The following is a 19928-nucleotide window of genomic DNA, read 5'->3' on the forward strand; positions in this document are numbered from 1 at the left end:
AGCCATCTGTCGTCTTTAAAACGATGGTTATGGCTGCTTGATATTAGAGGGTGTCGCACTTCGGAGTTGAATTCGGGGGATAATACCATTCAGGATTATGAATGGGGTAGCAAAACAGCAATAGGTAATTTATTCGGTTTGTCTAATCCGGAAAATAAACCTATGGCAGAAATATGGATGGGAGCCCACCCTAAAGCAAGTTCCGCTATCATGGTTGAGGGTCAACAGTTATCACTAAACACATATATCAATGCGCACAAGGAAAAGGTGGTCGGCAGGCAAACATACCAGCGCTTTGGTGAACTACCGTATTTATTCAAGGTATTGTCGGCAGGAAAGGCTCTTTCAATCCAAGTGCACCCATCCAAGAGTCAAGCTGAAGTAGGCTTCGCCCGTGAAAACGCTAAGGGGATTCCTGTGGCGGCAGCTCACCGCCAGTACAAAGATAGTAACCACAAGCCAGAAATTATCTATGCCCTTACTCCGTTTTTGGCGATGAACGGCTTTCGAACTCACCATGATATCCTTAATTTGCTATTAGCCTTGCAAAGCCCTTTGCTAGACGCACCATTACAGTCTTTCGCCAATGCCCAAGACAGCAGCGGCTTACGTCAGCTGTTTGAAAGGGTCCTATCCTTTGACGGTGAGCAAAAGCAAGCCTTGCTCGCCAGCCTGAATTCTTGGGCCCATCGCGAACAAAGCCCACTTGCAGAACTCGTTATTATGTTATCAGGGCAATACCCTGGTGATATTGGCCTGTTGGCACCTTTGATGCTCAATGTGGTAGAGCTAGTGCCGGGCGAGGCAATGTTCCTTGATGCCGGAACACCACATGCTTATATTCAGGGAACAGGGCTGGAGGTGATGGCCAATTCAGATAATGTTCTGCGGGCAGGGCTGACACCTAAGCATATAGATGTTGGTGAACTGCTTGCTTGCTGCCGGTTCGAGGCTCTGCAGGATGAGAAGTTGCTGATACAGCCACAGCAACAGGAAGTTGAGACTGTATATCCGGTACCTGTTGATGATTTTCGATTTTCTATAATCGACCATTCTGTGAACCACGGGATAGAATTGGACAGCGGTGAGATATGGTTCGCGATTGATGCAGAGGCTACTTTTTCTCATCCAAAAGGGGAGATGATGACAATCGTAAAAGGTCAGTCTGTCTTTGTATCCGCGTGTACAAAACTAATCAATGTAACCTGTGAAGGGAAATTAGCAAGGGTTAGATGAAAGCTATGCTTAATTAATATTAATTATGACAAAGACTGTTATAGCCCTTATTTTTAGGCATGTTAAAGTTCTCTTCATGAGGACTTTAGTTCAATGCAAACAATTTTGGTTAATGAGGTGCCGGTATTACGGTGGTCAATCTTTGAAGTCGCGGTAACCGCAGGAAAATATTTATTTTTAACATACATAACATTTTCACACTAAAAGATAAGCGCTTTAGTTGCCGAATTATTCTGCAATATTTAGAAGTCCAGCTTTGTGTTTGATGATTGGATTGTTAGTATGAATAATGAGGGTTACCTATCAGTTTCTTTAATTAACCTCAGATCGGTTTAAGCCATCGCCATCAACCCTGATTGCTCAGTGCTAGTGATGTTTAGCGATGGCTTTTCTGGCTTTAAACAATAAGCAATTAATCCACCGAGTAGATTAAGCATGAACCCGTGCAAACTTCGATGTCGTGAATGCTCTATCTGAGAGATGTTTTTCAGTTGGTCATTAATCGTTTCAATTATGAACTTTTTTGATAGCATAGCTCTATCCCAAGCGGCTAATACCTTAGGTTTCATATTCTTACGGTGAGTGGTAATGAGAGTGATCCCTTCATCTTTTAAATCCTCAGTCAGGGCTTTGCTTATATAACCTTTATCAGCATAAAGCTTGTCGAGTAACCCTTTAGATAGCTCTCGAACGCGCTTTCGGTCATCCGTATTTGCTGGTGTTAACTTGGCGCGACAATATCACCTAGATGATTAGTGATAATATGAAGCTTAAAGCCATAGAACCACCCCATGGTACCTTTGCCTCGTGCCGCAGTTCCTTTAAACACTTTGTGCCGTGGGATACGTAGGTTATGACAAACCTTAATGCTTGTAGAATCAATAAACTCAATACCGGTTGGCATACCTTTGACATGAGTGAAAAAAGAGCTCAAAGGAACGAGTACTGACGGCATCACTTCAAGAAAACGTGTGTAGCTGAGTAAAGTGGGGAAATCACTTTTATAGTGACGTTGGATAAGACCAAGATAAAAGTTTTTAAAATCACGCTGATGTGACATATGGAAAGCGATAATAATCGTCATTATTTCACTTTCAGACATACGACCTTTGCGGTTTCGCTTACGCTCACCGCTTTCAAGCTGAAGTTTTTGCCACTGAGGTAGAAAAGCCTTACAAAAGTCATCGACATGACAAAACAAGTCTACTAATTTATTCATAGCTGGTTCCTTTTGCGATCGGTCGTTCTTGGTCGAAAGATCTGATCGCAGAACCAGCTTTTAGTTCCCTTCTATTTTTATCCCGAGTTCAGGTTAATTACGGATTCAGAACCTTTAATCAAAGTGGGTAACTCTATTCTTTTCCATTTGAAGTGTCTAAGCAAACCGATTCGATATAATGTAACCATAAAAATAGATGCTTGAAATCATCCTAATAACAAAATGTTTACGAACTTAATTGATGAGCAAAACCATAATGACTGAAAAAACAGAAATGCAATAATTGTCATCGACGCCACTTCGAGAAACGTAACGAGGAGGTATTTATATGGTACTATATTTACTAACTCTTGCCCAAATGGGATTGTGTGGGCAATATTAAGAATGTATCATTTCTTCAACATCATAATCCCCATCATATGAATTAGATAACTCAACAAGTGCGATGAGTATTTGCTATGTCCTGTTTTTTCTATGATCTTCTCCTCATCAGGGCTAATTAACTCAAGGCGTACGGCTCCAATACCAGGCTTGCTATTTATCGATGATTTTTTTTCTTGCCTTTGTTTTAGCCCTTGAAGAGCCTTTCTCCATTCCACTCGTTTCATACTGTTACCGTGATACAGGGTAATGGCTCGCCAAGACGACTTGGGAACCATGAAATGAAAGGTTTTAATGAATTGGTTTAAGGTATCTGGGCTATTGAAATATATACCTGATTTACTCTCACTGGTGTGCTTTAAGGCATAGCGTAACATCTCTGTAATTTCTTCTTTTTGTCTGGGATAGTTATTTCGAAGTTTTGCAATAGCTATGTTGACGATTTTATTTTCGGCTACAGATTTCAGTTTACCGGGTAATAACTTGTGCCTTCGAGCATTTGAGAAGTGGCGTGGCCGCTGGTTCAAATTGTTGGTTTTAAGTGACTTAATGTATTTGGCGTTTGCTAACCATTTGTCGACAGTCTCTTGCTCGATGCGATATTTGTATGCAATTTCTTGAATGCTTATACCCTTTTCAACTTGCTCTAGCACTTGATAGCAGATGGGTATACTAATGGTTTCTCCTGTTGAGCAAGGCTCTACCTGAATGGGGGTTATGCCATCTGTTACGATTGACTGTATAGGCTCAATCTTCAATTTCTTGATGAGATAGGGTAGGAAGTCCTTAGGTTGGGCGTTTCCTTTGTGATTTCGATGGTGCTGTCTAGATGAAAGCCCAATTTGAACCGCTTGCTTTTGACTGAGAGGGTACGTTGCTTGGTTGATCTTGGTGGCTGATATCCAGTCAGAAAAGTGCAAGTAATGGGAAAAAGTCATCTCTGGTAATTCATGACCGGCAAAAATGGCGATGGCGTAGTATCCATTTTGCAGTGACTTACCCGTGATGGTATGGCGGATTTTGTGGCGTTGCTGTTTGTTGTAAGGAACGATATTTGGAATGGCATCAAGCTCATCGTCAAGTTCCAGCAGAAGGTGTAGCCGACTGAAGCAGCTATGCCTTAGGTGATGAAAGACTAGGTAAGATAGTCCGGAGAGTGCTTTGAGTGTTTCACCGACAAAGTTCGATACCAGAAAGGTGTCGAAAGGCTGGTTGATGTTTTGGCCCAAAGTGAAGACCAGGTTACCCATAGATGTGCGTGCAGCCATCTTCGATTGTAAGTGTTTGCTAACTATCTGCTTTTCATGTCCCAGTAGCAATGGGAAAAGCGGAACCTTTCTAAGGCTGCTGGCCGTTTTGTTATCACCGAACCGGTTTTCCCGAATATCTATCCAACCGGTAGAAGAGGCTTCAATATGTTTGAGCTGGAGCTTTTTCAGTTCATTTAGCCTGAGGCCACATCGGTAGGAAAGGATACAAAGGGACTGTAGGCATATTTTCTCAGCATTGTTTAAATCAGCCAATTGCTGGATGTTGTTAAGTAAGGCAGAGAACAGTCCCTCATCGATAAACCCTGACCGGGTGTGCTGCTGGCCTGCATCGACATGAAAGTAGCTGCTGGTGAGTTCCGGAAAGCTGTAGTTCTGGACGGCAAAGCCATGCAGATCCTTTAGCCGCATGGCGAAGTACTTCTGGGACTTCGCAGATTTATGGCTAAAGACCAGATTCTTGTAAAGTTGCTCGATATCTTCTGATGAAAAGCTTGAGAGTTCACATTTTTGACCAATATAAAGCCATTTTCTTGTGAGGTTCGCATTGTATTGTCTGAGGGTTGATGTGGTACATGACCATGTTTTGTAGATAAACCAATGGATGAGTACCGATTCCGTTTCTGATAGTTCGATGTTTGCGTCTAAATGTTCAAGTTTATCTCGTAAGCGATTAGGGGATAGTTTTTCATTTGGATTCTCATCTGCAAAGCATTGTTTTATCAGTGCAGGCATACCTTTTGTGCGTCCTTTAGACGAAGTTACCTGATTTTTGTGCTCTACAGTGATGTCCTTATTGAACTGATAGAAGTGGTTGTTTAGCGTTTGATTTACCTTTGGCTCAATAATACGAGAAATATTGCTCGGGGGTAAGGCGTAGGATTTTGTTCGCTCGATTCGGTATTCCACAAGTGCTTCACTGAGTTCGACACCGTCGAAGGTTTCACAGGTGTATATTGCGGCCTTGCAGAAGTATGTTAGTGATGTGGGGAGGTATGCTGGTGGTTTGATGCCGGCACATAGAGTGTTATATAGCTCTCTTGAATCTTTCGGTGGTATCCAGCCTGTTTTATTTGCGGCTAGCCATAACCGGAGTAGCCCCAGGGTAATCGGATGAAAATAACAATGGTATAGAGTCTTTGCTTCGTCATTTACATAACAATTGGTGTTGAGTTTGCTGTCCTCCAATGTGAGTGTGACAAAGATATTGTCTTGCCAATGCTGAAGCTTAAGAGGGCCTTGTATGAGCTCGTGACAAAATGCAGTGATGATATTTGCCGAGCACTGGCCACTATGAAATATCAAGGACATTAACAGTGATTGATAGATATCGGCGGGATTTTGTAGCTTTTTACTAAGCAGAACGTTATTGAACCACTCCACATAGAAACTATGAACTGCCCAAGCCGCCTTGAGCCACGGTAAGGTTCTTAATTGTGTTGGCTCCTTGTGTGTGACGAGAAAGGATGGTGGAGAAACCTTCCACCGGAATTGATCCTGATAGCGCTTAACAGTTCTAATTGCAGAATTAAAGGCCAGTCGGTAGTCGCGCTGGGTGCCAAATGTTTTTTCTAACTCAGCGATAAGTTTAAGCCATTTGTCTTCGAAGAGTTCGGGACTAGGCCTATTATTGGGATTTGGGAAGTGCTTGTCCAACAGCTGCTGAGTATGTCGTTTGACATTTTCGATCGTTTTTAGTCGCTTGGATTCTCGCGCCTCAATACCGATACTTACCATATGTTTCTCTCTAGACCGATTTCAATCAGGTGGTTATTAATCTCTTGGCTAATTGTTCTCATTTGCTTTCTATTGAAATGACTGAATTGATTGAAAGCATGCTTTCCCGTGCCCTGGTGTCCCATCCAAGCTGAAATCAACTCCGGTGGGATATTATTCTCGAGTAATAATGAGCGGATATGATGTCGAGGCCAGTTAGGCTGCAGAGGGAAAATGGGGTCAACCAATGCGATGAAGGCTGAGGGAATGGTTTCTTGGATTTGGTCTTTTTCTCGGTAAAAAAAAAGATGCTCCTGACTATTGAGGACTGAATGATATCTGATGCTAATAGCTTGGCTTTTATTACCATAGTGTATGGCGGCTTGTTCAATATATGTCAGGTACTGTTCAAATACTTTAAGCGCGGTTTTGGGGAGAACAATAACGCGGCTGCAATCGCCGGTACTTTTCTCTTTGTCTGAAATCCAGCATTCACCCGTAGCTAGATGGTAGTGCTCTAATTTACCAAACCAGCCTGTCACCGGCCGGTATCCACAGCTAAGCCCCATTATGAGTTGGGTGTATAGGGTCACATTGTTATGGCACTCCTCAGAAAACTTCGATGATGGGCTTTTTAGTGATTTTTGAATAAGCTGATTAAGCTCAGAAAACAGTGACTTGAGGGTATTGGTTCGGATGTGAAGTGGTGAGCCGATAAGAATATTATCCTGGGTGGGTAAATTGTTCAAAATGCCCAGCTCTGGATTTCGGTTAACAGAGGCAATGAAGTTGATATAACGCTGATAGGTATTAAGGATGCTCGAATAAGGTAGTTGTGTATAGTAAAGGGCAGGAACAGCCTTGATATCTGTGCCACAGATGATTTCAATGATTACAGGATCTATTTGTTCCAGTGATAGCTTTTGTCTGAGATACCCGCTGACTTTGGTGAGTGTGATGTGGGTATGGTGTTTTCGATTGATGTCCTGTAGATAGGCTTTTATCTCTTTTTCACCAATATCCCGAAATTGAAAGTTGTTTACTCCTTGTGTAATCAGTTTGGGAAGGGGGAAAGACAGATTATCTGAGATATTTTCTATGATGGGGTGTAATTCTGCTCTGAGTTTGTGGGTGGGCAGATTGTGTTTTCGGATAAACCCGCAGACTGATTTGCGAGTGGATCGCTGAACCTTTGTTTTTCTTACCTGCTCAATGGTGTTACCCATTAATAGCATCAGCATGAGTAGTTCTGCTACACCGTTTTCATTGGTATCACCAACTTCAATGGTTTTGAGGCATGTCTGAACCAGGCATGCAACTTCAAAGTTGGTGAATGAGTAAATATCGCAGGGAAGGTGCATATTTTTCTTTCTGATACGCGCCTGAATGGCACGGGCTTTCATAACTTCTAGGCTGTAATCTTTATTGACGCTGGATGGGCTAGTAACAATAATCAGACTTCGGTTGTCGTTTCCTAGACCGTCTTCATCTTGCCATGTTTCATTGTTCCTGGAGCCGAAATGAAGTTGCTTAATTTCGATGAGAGAATCTCCCTCATCATTTAAGTATTGTCTCGGACTGACAGTTAATGTGCCTGCCTGTCGAAATTGTTTAGTGGTAACGGACCTCGTATACCCTTCGGACCATTGAAGGCTGGCTTGGTATGGTCGGTAATAATGCTCAAGTTGATTGATGATACGAGCTGACTTAATGGTGGATTTTTCTTTATCTGTTAGTTGGGTAAATTTTTTAACAAGCTCAGGGAAAGAGTACTTATTAATGTCTGGAAGATAACCTGCCATTGCTTCTCTTTGGCCATTGGCAAAGAGCCGGACTTCATCACAGATCGCTTTTATTTTGGCGTCATGTCTACCCATGAAGCTTAATCGAGTAATGCTGATTAAGGTTAAAGCTTTGTATTGGTCAAATTTGGATCTGTCGTAAGAAGTGCGAAGTAAGGTTGATGCCACAAAAGCAGGGATATATTTAACGCCTAATTGTCGGCTGTCAGCAATTTTGTGTAGAACCAATTCTGGAGAAATTGATGTTGGATGTTTTCTGTCCAAGGATTCTTTTAGCAAAAAGGAGAGCTCGCCAAAATGGCTACTGTGATGCGATGCTAATAGGTTACACAGACGAATGATCTCTTCAGCTATAACTGCATTTTCACAAGCAGAGAATGGAAATAATTTCTTTAAAAAAGCATCAATATTTCGAGATTTGAATCGCTCTTCAATTTCTTTCCGATTCATCAGTACACTCCCTGATCAGCTTCTCAAAAATGGATGGTTGAGATTGTGGCTCACAATTATTTGATTCTGATTCTCGACTTTTTTGCCGGGCTAATCCGCTGCGAGATAATGATGTCCACTTGGCTAATTGAGGCTGACTAATTTTATTTCTGTTGCTCAAAACCTGAACAATCCCATTTGGCGCAGACTGGTTAAAATATCTTCTAAAGGATTCGATTTGCTGAGGCTGTAATGATGATAGGAGAGTCCGTGTAATGTTAGTCCATGCGTGTAGTTGAATATCGTTGTCCGTTAAATCTCGGTGAGCGATAATTGTACACTTGTTGAAATCTGTATTTGATAAGTCAAAACCGAAATATTCGAATCCTGAAAATAGCAGCACTTTCCTTCTTTCCTGCTCAACCGCATGGAGTGTTGAGTATTGGTTCAGAGTGCGTAATGCGTCGATAGTAAACAGTGTTTTATCGAAGAGGAATGCCTGGTTATTAAAGAAATCAAACGCAGCTTTTGCCGCCGGATGAACGCTGATTGATAACTTTTTCTTGTCTCGCTCAGATATGATCTTGGCCATAATTGCACAATCCTTAGCACAAAAAATGTACATTAAGTATACGAAATTAGGTGACCATTTTTGTGACTAGCCCGCAATAAATGGCAAATTATGGGATTTGATGGATGTATCGATTTGGTAAATAACTTGCTGAAAACTATAAGATTGACAGCTGGTGTCGATCTTAGGGCTCGGGTGGGTATAATCCTTCCAAGCTGATGATGCGGGTTCGATTCCCGCTGCCCGCTCCAGCTTTCTTATATCAGTAAATTTCACATATCTATTTGAAATTAATGCGCTTAATGGCGTGTTTTGCTGTGTCTGGCGTTTGGCTGGTGATGGAAGCAAATCTGCGTTGTGGCCAGCTTGTGAACAGAATGGTGTCTACTGCTCGTTATATTTATTTAGAAAATTACTGGTTTAGTAAACACCATGGGTCATCAGCTCAACATAAGCAAAATTAATCTGTCCCTTCTCTCTGAAACTTGAAAAGTTCACCGACAGAAACGTTAAGGTAATTGCACAATGCATCGATTACTTCTAAATCCACTCTTGTCGCAGTCTCATTATATAGGCGTGTAATCGTTCCTCTGTTGATACCGGTATCACGGATTCTGTTGAAAAGTTGTGCAGAAGTACAAACGTACTGACTTTTAGATGCAATCAAGCTTCAAGCGCGTAAAACTTATCTCAAATGGATAACCCGTCAGGGTTGTTGAGCTGTACATTTTTTCATCATCGACCACTACAGGTCGACACCAGCGAGTGTGGCCCTAGTTCCCTCATCTGATTTCCATCATAGGCACTGATGTATCTTACCTTTCACTTTCCGGTGGCTTTGCTCGACAATATTCAAATACTTAACTTGAAGGACTTCAATCAGGTTAAGCATTCTCCCCATCAGCCAGAGATTCACGTTGATATTGTGCGGCGCTAACGCATTCGTAACACTTTTGTTTGATGACGACCTTTTCAGGCAAACCGTTATGACTAATAGCATTGTTAAAGAAGGCGCTGGCTGCTTTCTCTTCACGGTGCTTGCAAAGTAAAAAGTTAATGACGCTACCGTATTATCAACGGCTCGGTAGTAATACTTCCACTGAAAGTATCACTTCAATTTCACGATAGCTCAGTTTGTAAGAAATATAGTAATGAACGGACTGCAGTATGATTTCGGAAGGAAAAAAGACAACCCATGAATTTCATGGTAGTAATATTAGAAGTGATGAAAGTTGATGAAGAGCATAACCGACCATCTCTGTTTGCGACAAAACCAGTCTGATTTAGTCAACAAAGTCAATGTTAAGTATACTGTGTAATGATTAACAATATAATGCAACAATCTCAAAAAAGCAATGCTTGATAAGCAGCAAGACATAATTACTAAAGAAACTTACTAGGAATAGACATAAATTATAACGGCATTATATATAACCTGATAAATACTCCCGAAAGTTAAACTCCTCACTATGAAAAAAGGTTTTAATAAACACCAATATATACTCTTAAAACAAAATTATAATATATGGTTTGTGTTTTTATTTCTATGATTTGAGTCACAAGTTAACTATATTTAATTTTGTTTTCTTACACTTTTCCTATTCGCAAAGTTTGATGTTATAGATTACAAAAATTGTTCTTGTGATAATCACACTTAAGTATAAGTTTAGTTACTTATTTGTTGGTGTAATTTTATATTTGTAAGGTTTTTTCTATGAAAAGATTATTTTTAATATTTATTTTGGTTACGAGTCAATATTGTTGGGCTAGTGAAAATATAGAAAAACAATCAAAAAGTTTAAATAAAGTAATTAATCCGCCAGCAGGCCGATTAGCGTATGTGAGTGATGGGAATTCACCAGATCCCGATGATATAGCAGGAAACGCTGTTACATTAGCTATTTTGGGAAAGTCAGGACTTAGTGACCGCCTTGTTCATTTTTCTTACGCATGTGATCTTGACCCTTTTAGAAACCCGATAAGTAATCAGACAATTGATGTGGAAAATGAGCTTCGTCGCCAAAAAATATTAAAATTTTCTGCAGATAAAGCTTCAGAAATTTATGGACCATTCAACAGTGTTAGTAAAAATTATAATTGTCGAACTGAACAGCAAGAAGCAACTGATGACTTAGTTAAAGCAATTAATTCTTCAACAGAGAATAATCCATTATGGATCATTGAAGCTGGTGAACCCGACCTTATTGGCTATGCTTTAGAAGCAGCAAAAGCAGATTCTATTAAATACGTACATGTTGTATCTCATCACCCAGCAAATGATAACAGTGGTGATTTTTTTACTTGGAAACAAATTCTTGACTTTGGTGTAAATGAACATCAAATAGGTGATCAAAATGTTGGATTACAAACAGAAATAAACAAATGGGATTGGGCGAAAAATCATAATGATAAAGGAATTGCCTTTATTTGGGATATGTTAGCATATGTTGAAAGTGATGGTGTAGTAAAGTTCCAAACTAATAAGTATGACTGTTCTGATGCCGGAATGGTGTATTGGTGGATTACAGGTGCTAGTAACGGTGGTAATAAATTTTCAACGCCAGAAGATATTAAGAAAATTCTTATAATGTAAAAATATAAAATATTTTAACAAGGAATCCCATTGAATAATATATTAAAGAAGTTAAATGAAGTAGTTAATTATGGAGGTGAAATATGTCAGAAGTGACAGTGACAGGGAGTAAGCCAAACGAGGGATTGGCAAAAAAAATATGGTATTACTCGATAGGGGAGGGCGGAACTTCTATTGGTACAAATGGGATTAATAACTTCGCACTTTTATTTTATACTCAAGTGCTTGGCTTAAATGCATCTCTTGCAGGTCTAGCTTTGAGTATTAGTATTCTCTGGGATGCTATATCAGATCCTATGATGGGGTATATATCCGATAATACAAAATCTAGATATGGTAAACGACATATCTATATGTTTATCGGTGGTTTGCTACTTTCAGTATCGTTTATGGCTTTATGGATGGTACCTGAATCCTTTACCAAAAGCTCATCAGTACTTTTTGCATACTTATTATTTGTTAACTTAATATTGCGGACGAGTTTAACCATATTTGTTGTACCATACACAGCGTTAGGATTTGAAGTTTGTCGTGGTTATGAAAGTCGAGCAAAATTACAAAGTATACGTTCATTTCTAAATATGTGTGTAAACTTTATATTCGGGGCACTAGCATGGACTTTATTCTTCAGTGATAGTGTTAATGAGATGGGAGTTCGTATTGATGGAACAAAAAACCCAGATAACTTTATAACTATGGGCCTTACACTTGGCCTTGTCGCATTAATATTGATTATGCTCTGCACATTTTTAACCAGAGAGTATGCTAAAAGCTCTGAAAATGAAAAAAAGAACGCAGGATTCAAGGAGTTTATAAAAAGCACTAAAGATATTCTATCTGACAAAATGGCTTTTAAAGTATTTTGCCTATTATTTGTTGCTCAGATAGGAACTATGTTAACTGCCCAACTTCAAATTTTTTCGTATGTCGAATTTATGAGCTTCTCAAGTGCAGAGAAAACGTTTGTTCATGGTAGTACTATGATTGGTTTTGCTCTTGGTGCTCTTTCAATAACTTCATTAGTCAATTACTTAGAGAAGAAATATATTGTTTTTATAGCAGTTTCTGTTTCTTCGCTAGGTGGCATTTTAATGTATTTAGTATTTGCCATTGATGTACTAAGTTTGGATCTTGTAAATAATAAAGACAATGTGGTGACACTTGTCTTTTCTTTGTTTCAAGGTATGTACTGGGTAGGAGCAGGTATTATAATTCCATTAGCTGCCTCAATGGTTGCAGATGTCTCAGCTGTTAATGAGGCTAGAACTGGTCAATCAAAAGATGGCGGGTATTCTTCAATGTTCAGTTTTGCTATGAAATCATCTGGCTCTTTAGCACTGTTATTTTCTGGTTCATTATTAGCCTTAGCTGGATATATTGAAGGTTCTTCGAGTCAGACTCCTGAAGTATCTCTACAGATAGCAAGTTTTGCATTTTTGGTTGGTCCGATATTTTTGACAATCTCCACTGTTTTCATGAAAGGTTACAATATTAACCGAGATGTAATTAATCAATTAAATAAATCATAATTAATTGCTTTGTATTTATTTAACAATGATTTCGCATAAATGTTAGTTGGTAGATTAGAAGTAAAAAAGCGAAACGATCAAATTAAACTATATATAAAGGAAATGGAATGAAAACAAATAAAAAAAAGTTAGTTAACATAATAAGAACTGCGTTGTTAGGAGCTGTAATTTCCGCTCCTGTATACTCAGCTGAAGAACCCAATATTATATTTATTTTGACTGATGATCTTGGATTTAATCAAATAGGTGCTTATGGTGACACAAAAATAAAAACGCCAAACCTAGACAAATTAGCTGATAATGGTTTACTTTTCACTCATGCTTATGCTGGAAATACTGTTAGTTCTCCTTCTCGGGTTTCACTATTTACTGGAAGGGACAGTCGTATTATGAAAGATAATACTAACCAAGCAAGGTTAGATGATGGTGATGTAACGTTAGCGCATATATTGAAGCATGCGAGTTATGAGACCGCAATGTTTGGTAAGTACTCAATAGGTTATAGTTATGGCATTACTGATCCATTATCCATGGGTTTTGATACTTGGTATGGAATGAATTCAATCTTGGAAGGCCATCGTCAATATCCACAAATGCTATGGAGAGATGGCGAAAAAATAATAATAAAAGAGAATGAAGGCAATAAAAAAGGGGCGTATGCACAAGAGTTATTTACAAATGAAGCAATTAAATTCATAAATAAAGATCGAAGTAATCCATTTTTTGTGATGTTAAACTATACATCCCCTCATGCTGAACTCGCAGCACCTGAGAGGTTTGTTAAAATGTATGATGGAGTTTTTGATGAAGAACCATATACAGGTATGTCAACAGGAACCCCAAGTGATAAGTATGCATCGTACTACCCTGAACCTGTTGAAAAACCAAATGCTACATTAGCAGGCATGGTTACAGCTTTAGATGAATATGTTGGCCAGGTCGTACAAACATTAGAAGATAATGATATGGTCGACAATACAGTCATCATATTTACTTCTGATAATGGACCACATCAAGAAGGCGGAGCTGATCCTGAGTATATGCGAGCGGCTTTTCCATATAAAGGTTTTAAACGAGATCTTTATGACGGTGGAATTCACGTACCAATGGTTATTTCATGGCCAGATAAAATAAGAAAATCACGAGTAGAAGATACGCCTATTATTTTTGCTGATTTTCTTCCAACATTTGCAGATCTATCGGGTGTATCCTTAAATACAGTCCCACGAGTAAGAACAAATGGTGTTTCAATCATTAATTTACTTACGGATGAACCACAAATAATGGATGATAGGTTGCTTTATTGGGAATACGGTGCAAAAGCAAAAGTTACAAGTGATGGTGTTATACGTCAAGCTAGACAAGCTGCAAGAAAAGGAGAGTGGAAAGCAGTGAGGTATGCATCTGAGAATAATATAGAGCTTTATAATATTATTTCTGATCCAGGAGAAACAACTGATGTTTCTTTGGAAAATTCTGATGTAATGAATGAACTTTCACCGTTGTTCAAATAGTAAAATGAAAAGGTCATTCCAATTTAGGAATGGCCTTTTTAAAATAGTAGGATATGAAAATGAATCGAGTGTTTATAGACACAACACAATTAAACGCAAATAACCCTAAGATTATTGATAGAACACCTATAAATTATAGTGTTGTTGCTAAGCCAACCGGTTCGAAGTGCAATATGAAGTGTAGTTATTGCTTTTACCTTCACAAAGAAGAAATGTTGAATCAAGAAAAAAAATCAATAATGCCAGATGATGTATTAGAACAATATATAAAACAGTATCTTGATACTCAAGATGGGGCCGTGGTTGAGTTTATTTGGCAAGGTGGCGAACCTACTTTATTAGGTTTACAATACTTTTATAAAATAGTTGAGTTTCAAAAAAAATATAAGCGGAGTTATCAAGAGGTTTTAAATTCATTGCAGACTAATGGGCTGTTAATCGATGATAAATGGTGTGAATTCTTAGTAAAAAACAAATTTCTTGTTGGATTGTCAATAGATGGACCTAAAGAATATCATGATTATTGCCGTCGTTCTAAATCCCAAAAATCTGTTTTTAATAGAGTAATTGAAACCGTTTCTCTTTTTCATAGGTATGATATTACCTTTAATGTTTTATGTGTGGTAAATAGCTATAATTCAAAGAAACCATTAGAAGTTTACAAATATATTCGTGATGTTATTAATCCTTCAATCATTCAATTTATACCATGTGTTCAACATAATATGTTTGAATCCGTCGCTCCATTATATTGGAATGAAAACAAATTACCAATAATAGGTACACCTCGATCTTTACCAGGTCGAAGTGACTCTATTGTAACGGATTGGACAGTAAACTCTGAAGATTGGGGCGTTTTTCTAAGTACAGTTTGGGCTGAATGGTTAGAAAATGATTTTGGTACAGTTTTTATTGAAAATTTTGAAGATATAATTGCTCAAATTTATGGTTACGGCGCCCAAAAATGTACTAGTAGTCAACATTGTGGTAAAGGCCTTGCAATTGAATATAATGGTGATATGTATTGCTGTGATCATTTCGTTTATCCTGAGTACTTGTTAGGTAATATTCAGGAAACACATCAAAGTGATTTAGTGAACTCGTCTAAACAATTAGATTTTTCTCGGTTGAAAGAAACATCTCTTCCTAAATACTGTAAACAATGCTTATATTTAAAGCTTTGTTGGGGAGAATGTCCTAAAAACAGATTATTAAAAACCCCGGATAATGAAGTTGGATTAAATTATCTTTGTTCTGGTTATAGAATTTTTTTCAGTAAAGTTATAAATAACAAATATATATTAGATGGTAAATTTAAACGCTAGCACTAAAGTTTTGTTCATGCTTTATATATCTAACTTAAATACAGTGTCACTGTCAGTAAACTTAAGTAATTATATATAACTTTTAATTTGGAGTGGTAATAAAATGAAATTGCCACTCAAAGGTTATTAATAACCTATGGTTAATATTTATGTGAAGGTTGAAAGAACGATTTTTATTACTAATGAAAGTGGAGGTTCAATGAATATGAAAAAGAAAAAAATTATAATCATGACTGCTATTTTTTATTCTTTTATGTCTTATGCAGATATTGGGAATATAGATAAGGTGTCAGGCTATAAACCAATACAATCTAAAGTAGGCAGTTGGGGTGATCAGGGAGATGGTACTTATATAAATCCAATTTTAAATGCTGATTATCCAGATTCTGATATAGAGCAAGTTGGTGATACTTATTATATGATTACCTCTAAGCAGCATATGTCACCTGGTATGCCTATTTTACAATCTAAAGATATGGTAAATTGGGAAACCATAGGCCATGGATTTGAAAAACTGTCATGGGCACCAGAATATAATTGGGATAGAATGAATGGATATTCATTCGGAGTATGGGCTGGAGATTTAGCTTATCATGAGGGCACTTGGTATATTTATCAAATAGATTATAAACATGGTCTCATGGTAACGACTGCACCAGATATTAGAGGCCCTTGGAGTGAACCTATCATGATGCTTCCACCAGATGAAGTTGTCGATGACCCAGCTGTTTTTTGGGATTATGATTCACATAAAGCTTATATGATAATTAATACCGGCCTTAAACAAAAACAACCAGAAAACGAAACTCCTGGAAATGAGAATAGAATCTATGAAATGAGCTGGGATGGAAAGGAAATCTTAGGTGAAAGTGAACTTGTTTATACAGGTCGAGGTGCTGAAGCAGCAAAAATTTATAAGATAGATGATATTTGGTATATTTTCCTTGCTGAATGGGATATTGGAGATACCTCAACACTACCTGGTGTTAAAAACCCTAAAAATGATAGAAAGCAAATTGTACTTCGTTCTAAAGATAGTATATATGGACCATACGAAGTTAAAACAGTTTTAGAAAAAGGGTCAGTGTTTAACGATAGAAGTGCAAGTCAAGGATCGTTATTACAAGCTCCTGACCAATCATGGTGGTATATGCATCAATTAATTCAAAATGATGATATTCCTTTTCAAGGAAGGCCACAATGTTTGGAGCCTGTCAATTGGGTTGATGGCTGGCCAATTATAGGAGTTGACACGAATAACAATGGTATAGGAGAACCTGTAAAACAGTATAGGAAACCAATTAATGGATTTCCTATAGTCGCTCCTAGTTCTGATGACGATTTCTCTTCGTCTAAGCTAGGTTATCAGTGGGAGTGGAATCACAATCCAAGAGATACACACTGGTCGCTTACTGAAAACCCAGGAATGTTACGATTAAAAGCAAGTAAAGTTTTACCTAATAAAGACGGTTATGGACCAAATATAAATCAGTGGACTAATAATGATGGCTCAGATACAGATTTCTGGCGAGTTTCCAATGTGATAAGTCAACGTATTATGGGGATAACTACAGGAACTGCGATCGCAAAGTTTGATATTTCAGGCATGGAACCAAATCAACTCGCGGGGTTTGCTAGGTTTGGAGGTAACTATAATTTATTAGGTGTTGAAGTTGATGATAATGGAAATAAAAATCTGTTTTATATGGACTCAATGGGGAACAAAACACAAGGAGCCATAATTAATAGCAATGACTTATTTATAAAAACGACAAATGTAAGTAATCAAGCAAATTATTATTTTAGCTTCGATGGTGAAAAATATGAATCGTTTGGACCCACATTTACAATTTCTTTTGGAAAGTGGACAGGTGACCGATTGGGCTTCTTCACGTGGAATGAGAAAAAAGATGAAGAAGCAGGTTATATAGATGTAGATTGGTTCACTTATGATTATGATGGACCCAAGGGATAAAATAGATATGATTTGAACATCATCTAACCTTAGTTGATAAATTTTAACTGAGGTTAGGTGTAACTGACCGGCCAAACTAAGATAAGCAACATTATTATGCTGATATCGATAATTGTTATCGGTAGATCTGATAAAAACCAGAGATCTGTTTTTATGCGAGGATCTGATTGACCTTCAAACAGGTTTTCTCATTTTATTTTAATGTTCGTTAATCCCTTACCTGCCGAGCATTCGTTTCGCTAATATCATAAGCATCAGGATGGAATTTTGAGAATTTTGTTTCATTATCTTTATATCATCGTACTTTAAGATCAAAAATATTACATAATAAAAAAATGGATCAAGTGCGATACGTCACATTAAATTGTCAATGGGTACGGGTAAACGCTTAATTACACTTAGTGCAAATCTTGCCCTGCTAAGGTGCAATCCTAAGCATTATATCTATACACATTAATGTGCAATATTAATTCTGGAACATCTCTAATTATTAAAGAAATTATATTCAATAACTTGTATGGAAATGAAGTGTAATGAACAAGAACAAAAAGTTTTTATGTGTAAGTACATTCATCGGCTCAATGTTGTTAATGCCTCTTGGAATTTCCAATGCTTCTGTTGTTTTGGAGAGTGAGATTAAAATAACAGATAATGCTTTGCATTTTGATGGCAACAAAGTGGCTCGTCACGCTGAAGATAACGGCACCGAGAACTATGACTACTTCTTTGGTCCTCAAATATCTGCTCACGGTGACAGTATTAAAACGTACAAAGACTATGTGTTTATGACTTGGTATAAAGGCGGTAAACAAAATAGACAGGTCATGCTATCACGCTACAATACAAAAACAGGTTCAATAAAAACAATAGAGTTCCCCCATCAGCATACAGGCTTCTTAAATCAACCTCATATAGGTGAGTCACATAACACTATTGCTGTTGCCATTAGTCCGATAGACGGTACTATTCACATGCTGTATGACATGCATGCTTATGGTAAAAACCGACCAGAAGATGGAAGCTTAAGTAATGATTACTTCCGATATTCTTATAGTGTCACTGGTGCGGCCGATGTATCTGATGAAGAATTTGCACTAGATAAATTTGTTAAAGATACAAGTCATGTTAGTGAAGGCCCTCATGACTATAAGCATTTAAGCCTCACTGGTAGTATTGATTATGCTAATTATTCGGGCTTAACTTATCCTACTTTCTTTACCAATGTTGATGGCACTATCCTTGTTTATATGAGAAAGGGGGGTAACAATAATGGTGGTTATGTATTTGCTCATTATGATGCAGACAATGGCAAATGGACAGAGTGGAAGCAATTTAATGTATTGAATGCTAAATCCCATGGGAATGACTACAACTGGGGCTTATATGGAAGCATGAAATATGTAAATGATAAACTGAGAGTCGGCTTCCAGCAGCGAGCAAAACGCGATGATAAGTTTATCTACCAAAATGGTGTTTACTATGGATACTCAGATAATCCAAGTGGTGATGGTGATTGGAAAAACCACTACGGAAAGAGTATGACATTTCCATTAGTAAACTCCGATGAACTTAAAGTATTTGAGCCAGGAGACTACATTTCACACACCGAGCAAGATTCCGTTCAAATCATACACAATTTTGATTGGACCGTGACGGAGAAAGGCGATATCCATATGATTAGCCTTATTCAGTCAAGAGACAATAAGCGATCTGATTTCGAATTAGTTAATCTTCATTCATACAAACCAGCTAGCGATTCAGAATTTACTATCACTTCAGATTTTGCTGGGGCGACAAATATCCACACTTCAGGTGAAAACATTTACATTATTGGTTTAAATCAGAGTGGTAGACCTTATGTTGAGAAAGCAAAAGGTGGTACTAACGATTTCGAAAGAGTTTATGAAGCTAACTCTGGTAAAATCTTTACCCATGGTAAAGTTCATATTAAAGATGGAAAGCTATATTACTATCTGATGGAAAGTTTAAAAGGTACATCGCGGCCATTACACTTACAAATAATTGACTTAGATGTCTAGAATTATCAAAATAAGTTTTATGAGAGCCAGTGGTCTAATTACTACTTGTTGTATCTTTATCAATTAGTTCAGAGTAAACATATTCTCCGCCCCAAGCTTCCAAGGGGCGGAGATCTTTACCTCTTTCTTGCTCGTGGCTATAAGCTTGTTTGTTTAATGCTCATACATATGCAACTTATTTGTCAATCGTGTTATCAGAAAAACAGTAAAAATTTGAAAAAATATTATCTTCATAGGTATGTCATCAATATCGATTTACCATCAATATGCATCATAACCAGCCCACACGCAGTAACTAACCATTTTAGCGATGCATCTGTTTATATATCTC

General features: G+C 37.8%; 11 protein-coding genes and 2 pseudogenes. 7 read left to right on the top strand and 6 right to left on the bottom strand.

All coding sequences use genetic code 11. The features are described 5' to 3' along the window. The coding region (manA, locus tag ACVA53_RS22105) for a mannose-6-phosphate isomerase, class I (protein ID WP_446506278.1) at positions 1-1236 on the top strand (1236 nt) is incomplete at its 5' end. A gap of 332 nt (positions 1237-1568) precedes the next feature. Here manA and ACVA53_RS22110 read toward each other — a convergent pair. From ACVA53_RS22110 to ACVA53_RS22135, 6 genes and pseudogenes are all read right to left on the bottom strand, one after another. Beyond that, positions 1569-2455: pseudogene (locus tag ACVA53_RS22110) on the bottom strand (IS982 family transposase). 389 nt (positions 2456-2844) lie between these two features. After that, entirely contained in the window at positions 2845-5841 is a 2997-nt protein-coding gene (locus ACVA53_RS22115; protein ID WP_446506279.1) for a tyrosine-type recombinase/integrase, read from the bottom strand. Next, entirely contained in the window at positions 5835-8072 is a 2238-nt protein-coding gene (locus ACVA53_RS22120; protein WP_446506280.1) for an integrase, read from the bottom strand. The genes ACVA53_RS22115 and ACVA53_RS22120 overlap by 7 nt, the downstream gene beginning before the upstream one ends. Next, the gene (locus tag ACVA53_RS22125) at positions 8053-8643 is read right to left on the bottom strand and encodes a hypothetical protein (RefSeq protein ID WP_446506281.1); all 591 of its coding nucleotides are present in this window, start codon (positions 8641-8643) and stop codon (positions 8053-8055) included. The genes ACVA53_RS22120 and ACVA53_RS22125 overlap by 20 nt, the downstream gene beginning before the upstream one ends. Positions 8644-9082: 439 nt before the next feature. Then, positions 9083-9289, bottom strand: coding sequence for a helix-turn-helix domain-containing protein (locus ACVA53_RS22130; protein ID WP_446506282.1), 207 nt, complete (start codon positions 9287-9289; stop codon positions 9083-9085). Positions 9290-9418: 129 nt separating this feature from the next. Continuing rightward, a pseudogene (locus ACVA53_RS22135) lies at positions 9419-9794 on the bottom strand (DDE-type integrase/transposase/recombinase). A gap of 542 nt (positions 9795-10336) precedes the next feature. On the opposite strand from ACVA53_RS22135, the gene ACVA53_RS22140 reads away from it, so the two are divergent. The 6 genes from ACVA53_RS22140 (at position 10337) to ACVA53_RS22165 (ending at position 19597) form a co-directional block, all read left to right on the top strand. Then, positions 10337-11215: a hypothetical protein gene (locus ACVA53_RS22140; RefSeq protein WP_446506283.1), complete on the top strand. Its 879-nt coding sequence runs from the start codon at positions 10337-10339 to the stop codon at positions 11213-11215. Positions 11216-11298: 83 nt separating this feature from the next. Then, positions 11299-12744 carry an MFS transporter gene (locus tag ACVA53_RS22145; protein WP_446506284.1) on the top strand — a complete coding sequence of 482 codons (1446 nt, stop codon included), beginning with the start codon at positions 11299-11301 and terminating at the stop codon, positions 12742-12744. Between the two features lie 107 nt (positions 12745-12851). Beyond that, positions 12852-14258 (top strand): sulfatase-like hydrolase/transferase, encoded by a 1407-nt coding sequence (locus ACVA53_RS22150; RefSeq protein WP_446506285.1) that lies wholly within the window; start codon positions 12852-12854, stop codon positions 14256-14258. A gap of 59 nt (positions 14259-14317) precedes the next feature. Continuing rightward, positions 14318-15583 carry an anaerobic sulfatase maturase gene (locus ACVA53_RS22155; protein ID WP_255044372.1) on the top strand — a complete coding sequence of 422 codons (1266 nt, stop codon included), beginning with the start codon at positions 14318-14320 and terminating at the stop codon, positions 15581-15583. A gap of 199 nt (positions 15584-15782) precedes the next feature. Beyond that, entirely contained in the window at positions 15783-17558 is a 1776-nt protein-coding gene (locus tag ACVA53_RS22160) for a glycoside hydrolase family 43 protein (protein ID WP_446506286.1), read from the top strand. Between the two features lie 533 nt (positions 17559-18091). Continuing rightward, positions 18092-19597 (top strand): BNR-4 repeat-containing protein, encoded by a 1506-nt coding sequence (locus ACVA53_RS22165; RefSeq protein ID WP_446506287.1) that lies wholly within the window; start codon positions 18092-18094, stop codon positions 19595-19597. Positions 19598-19928 lie beyond the last annotated feature (331 nt).

It is taken from the genome of Photobacterium sp. DNB23_23_1, from assembly GCF_052873815.1.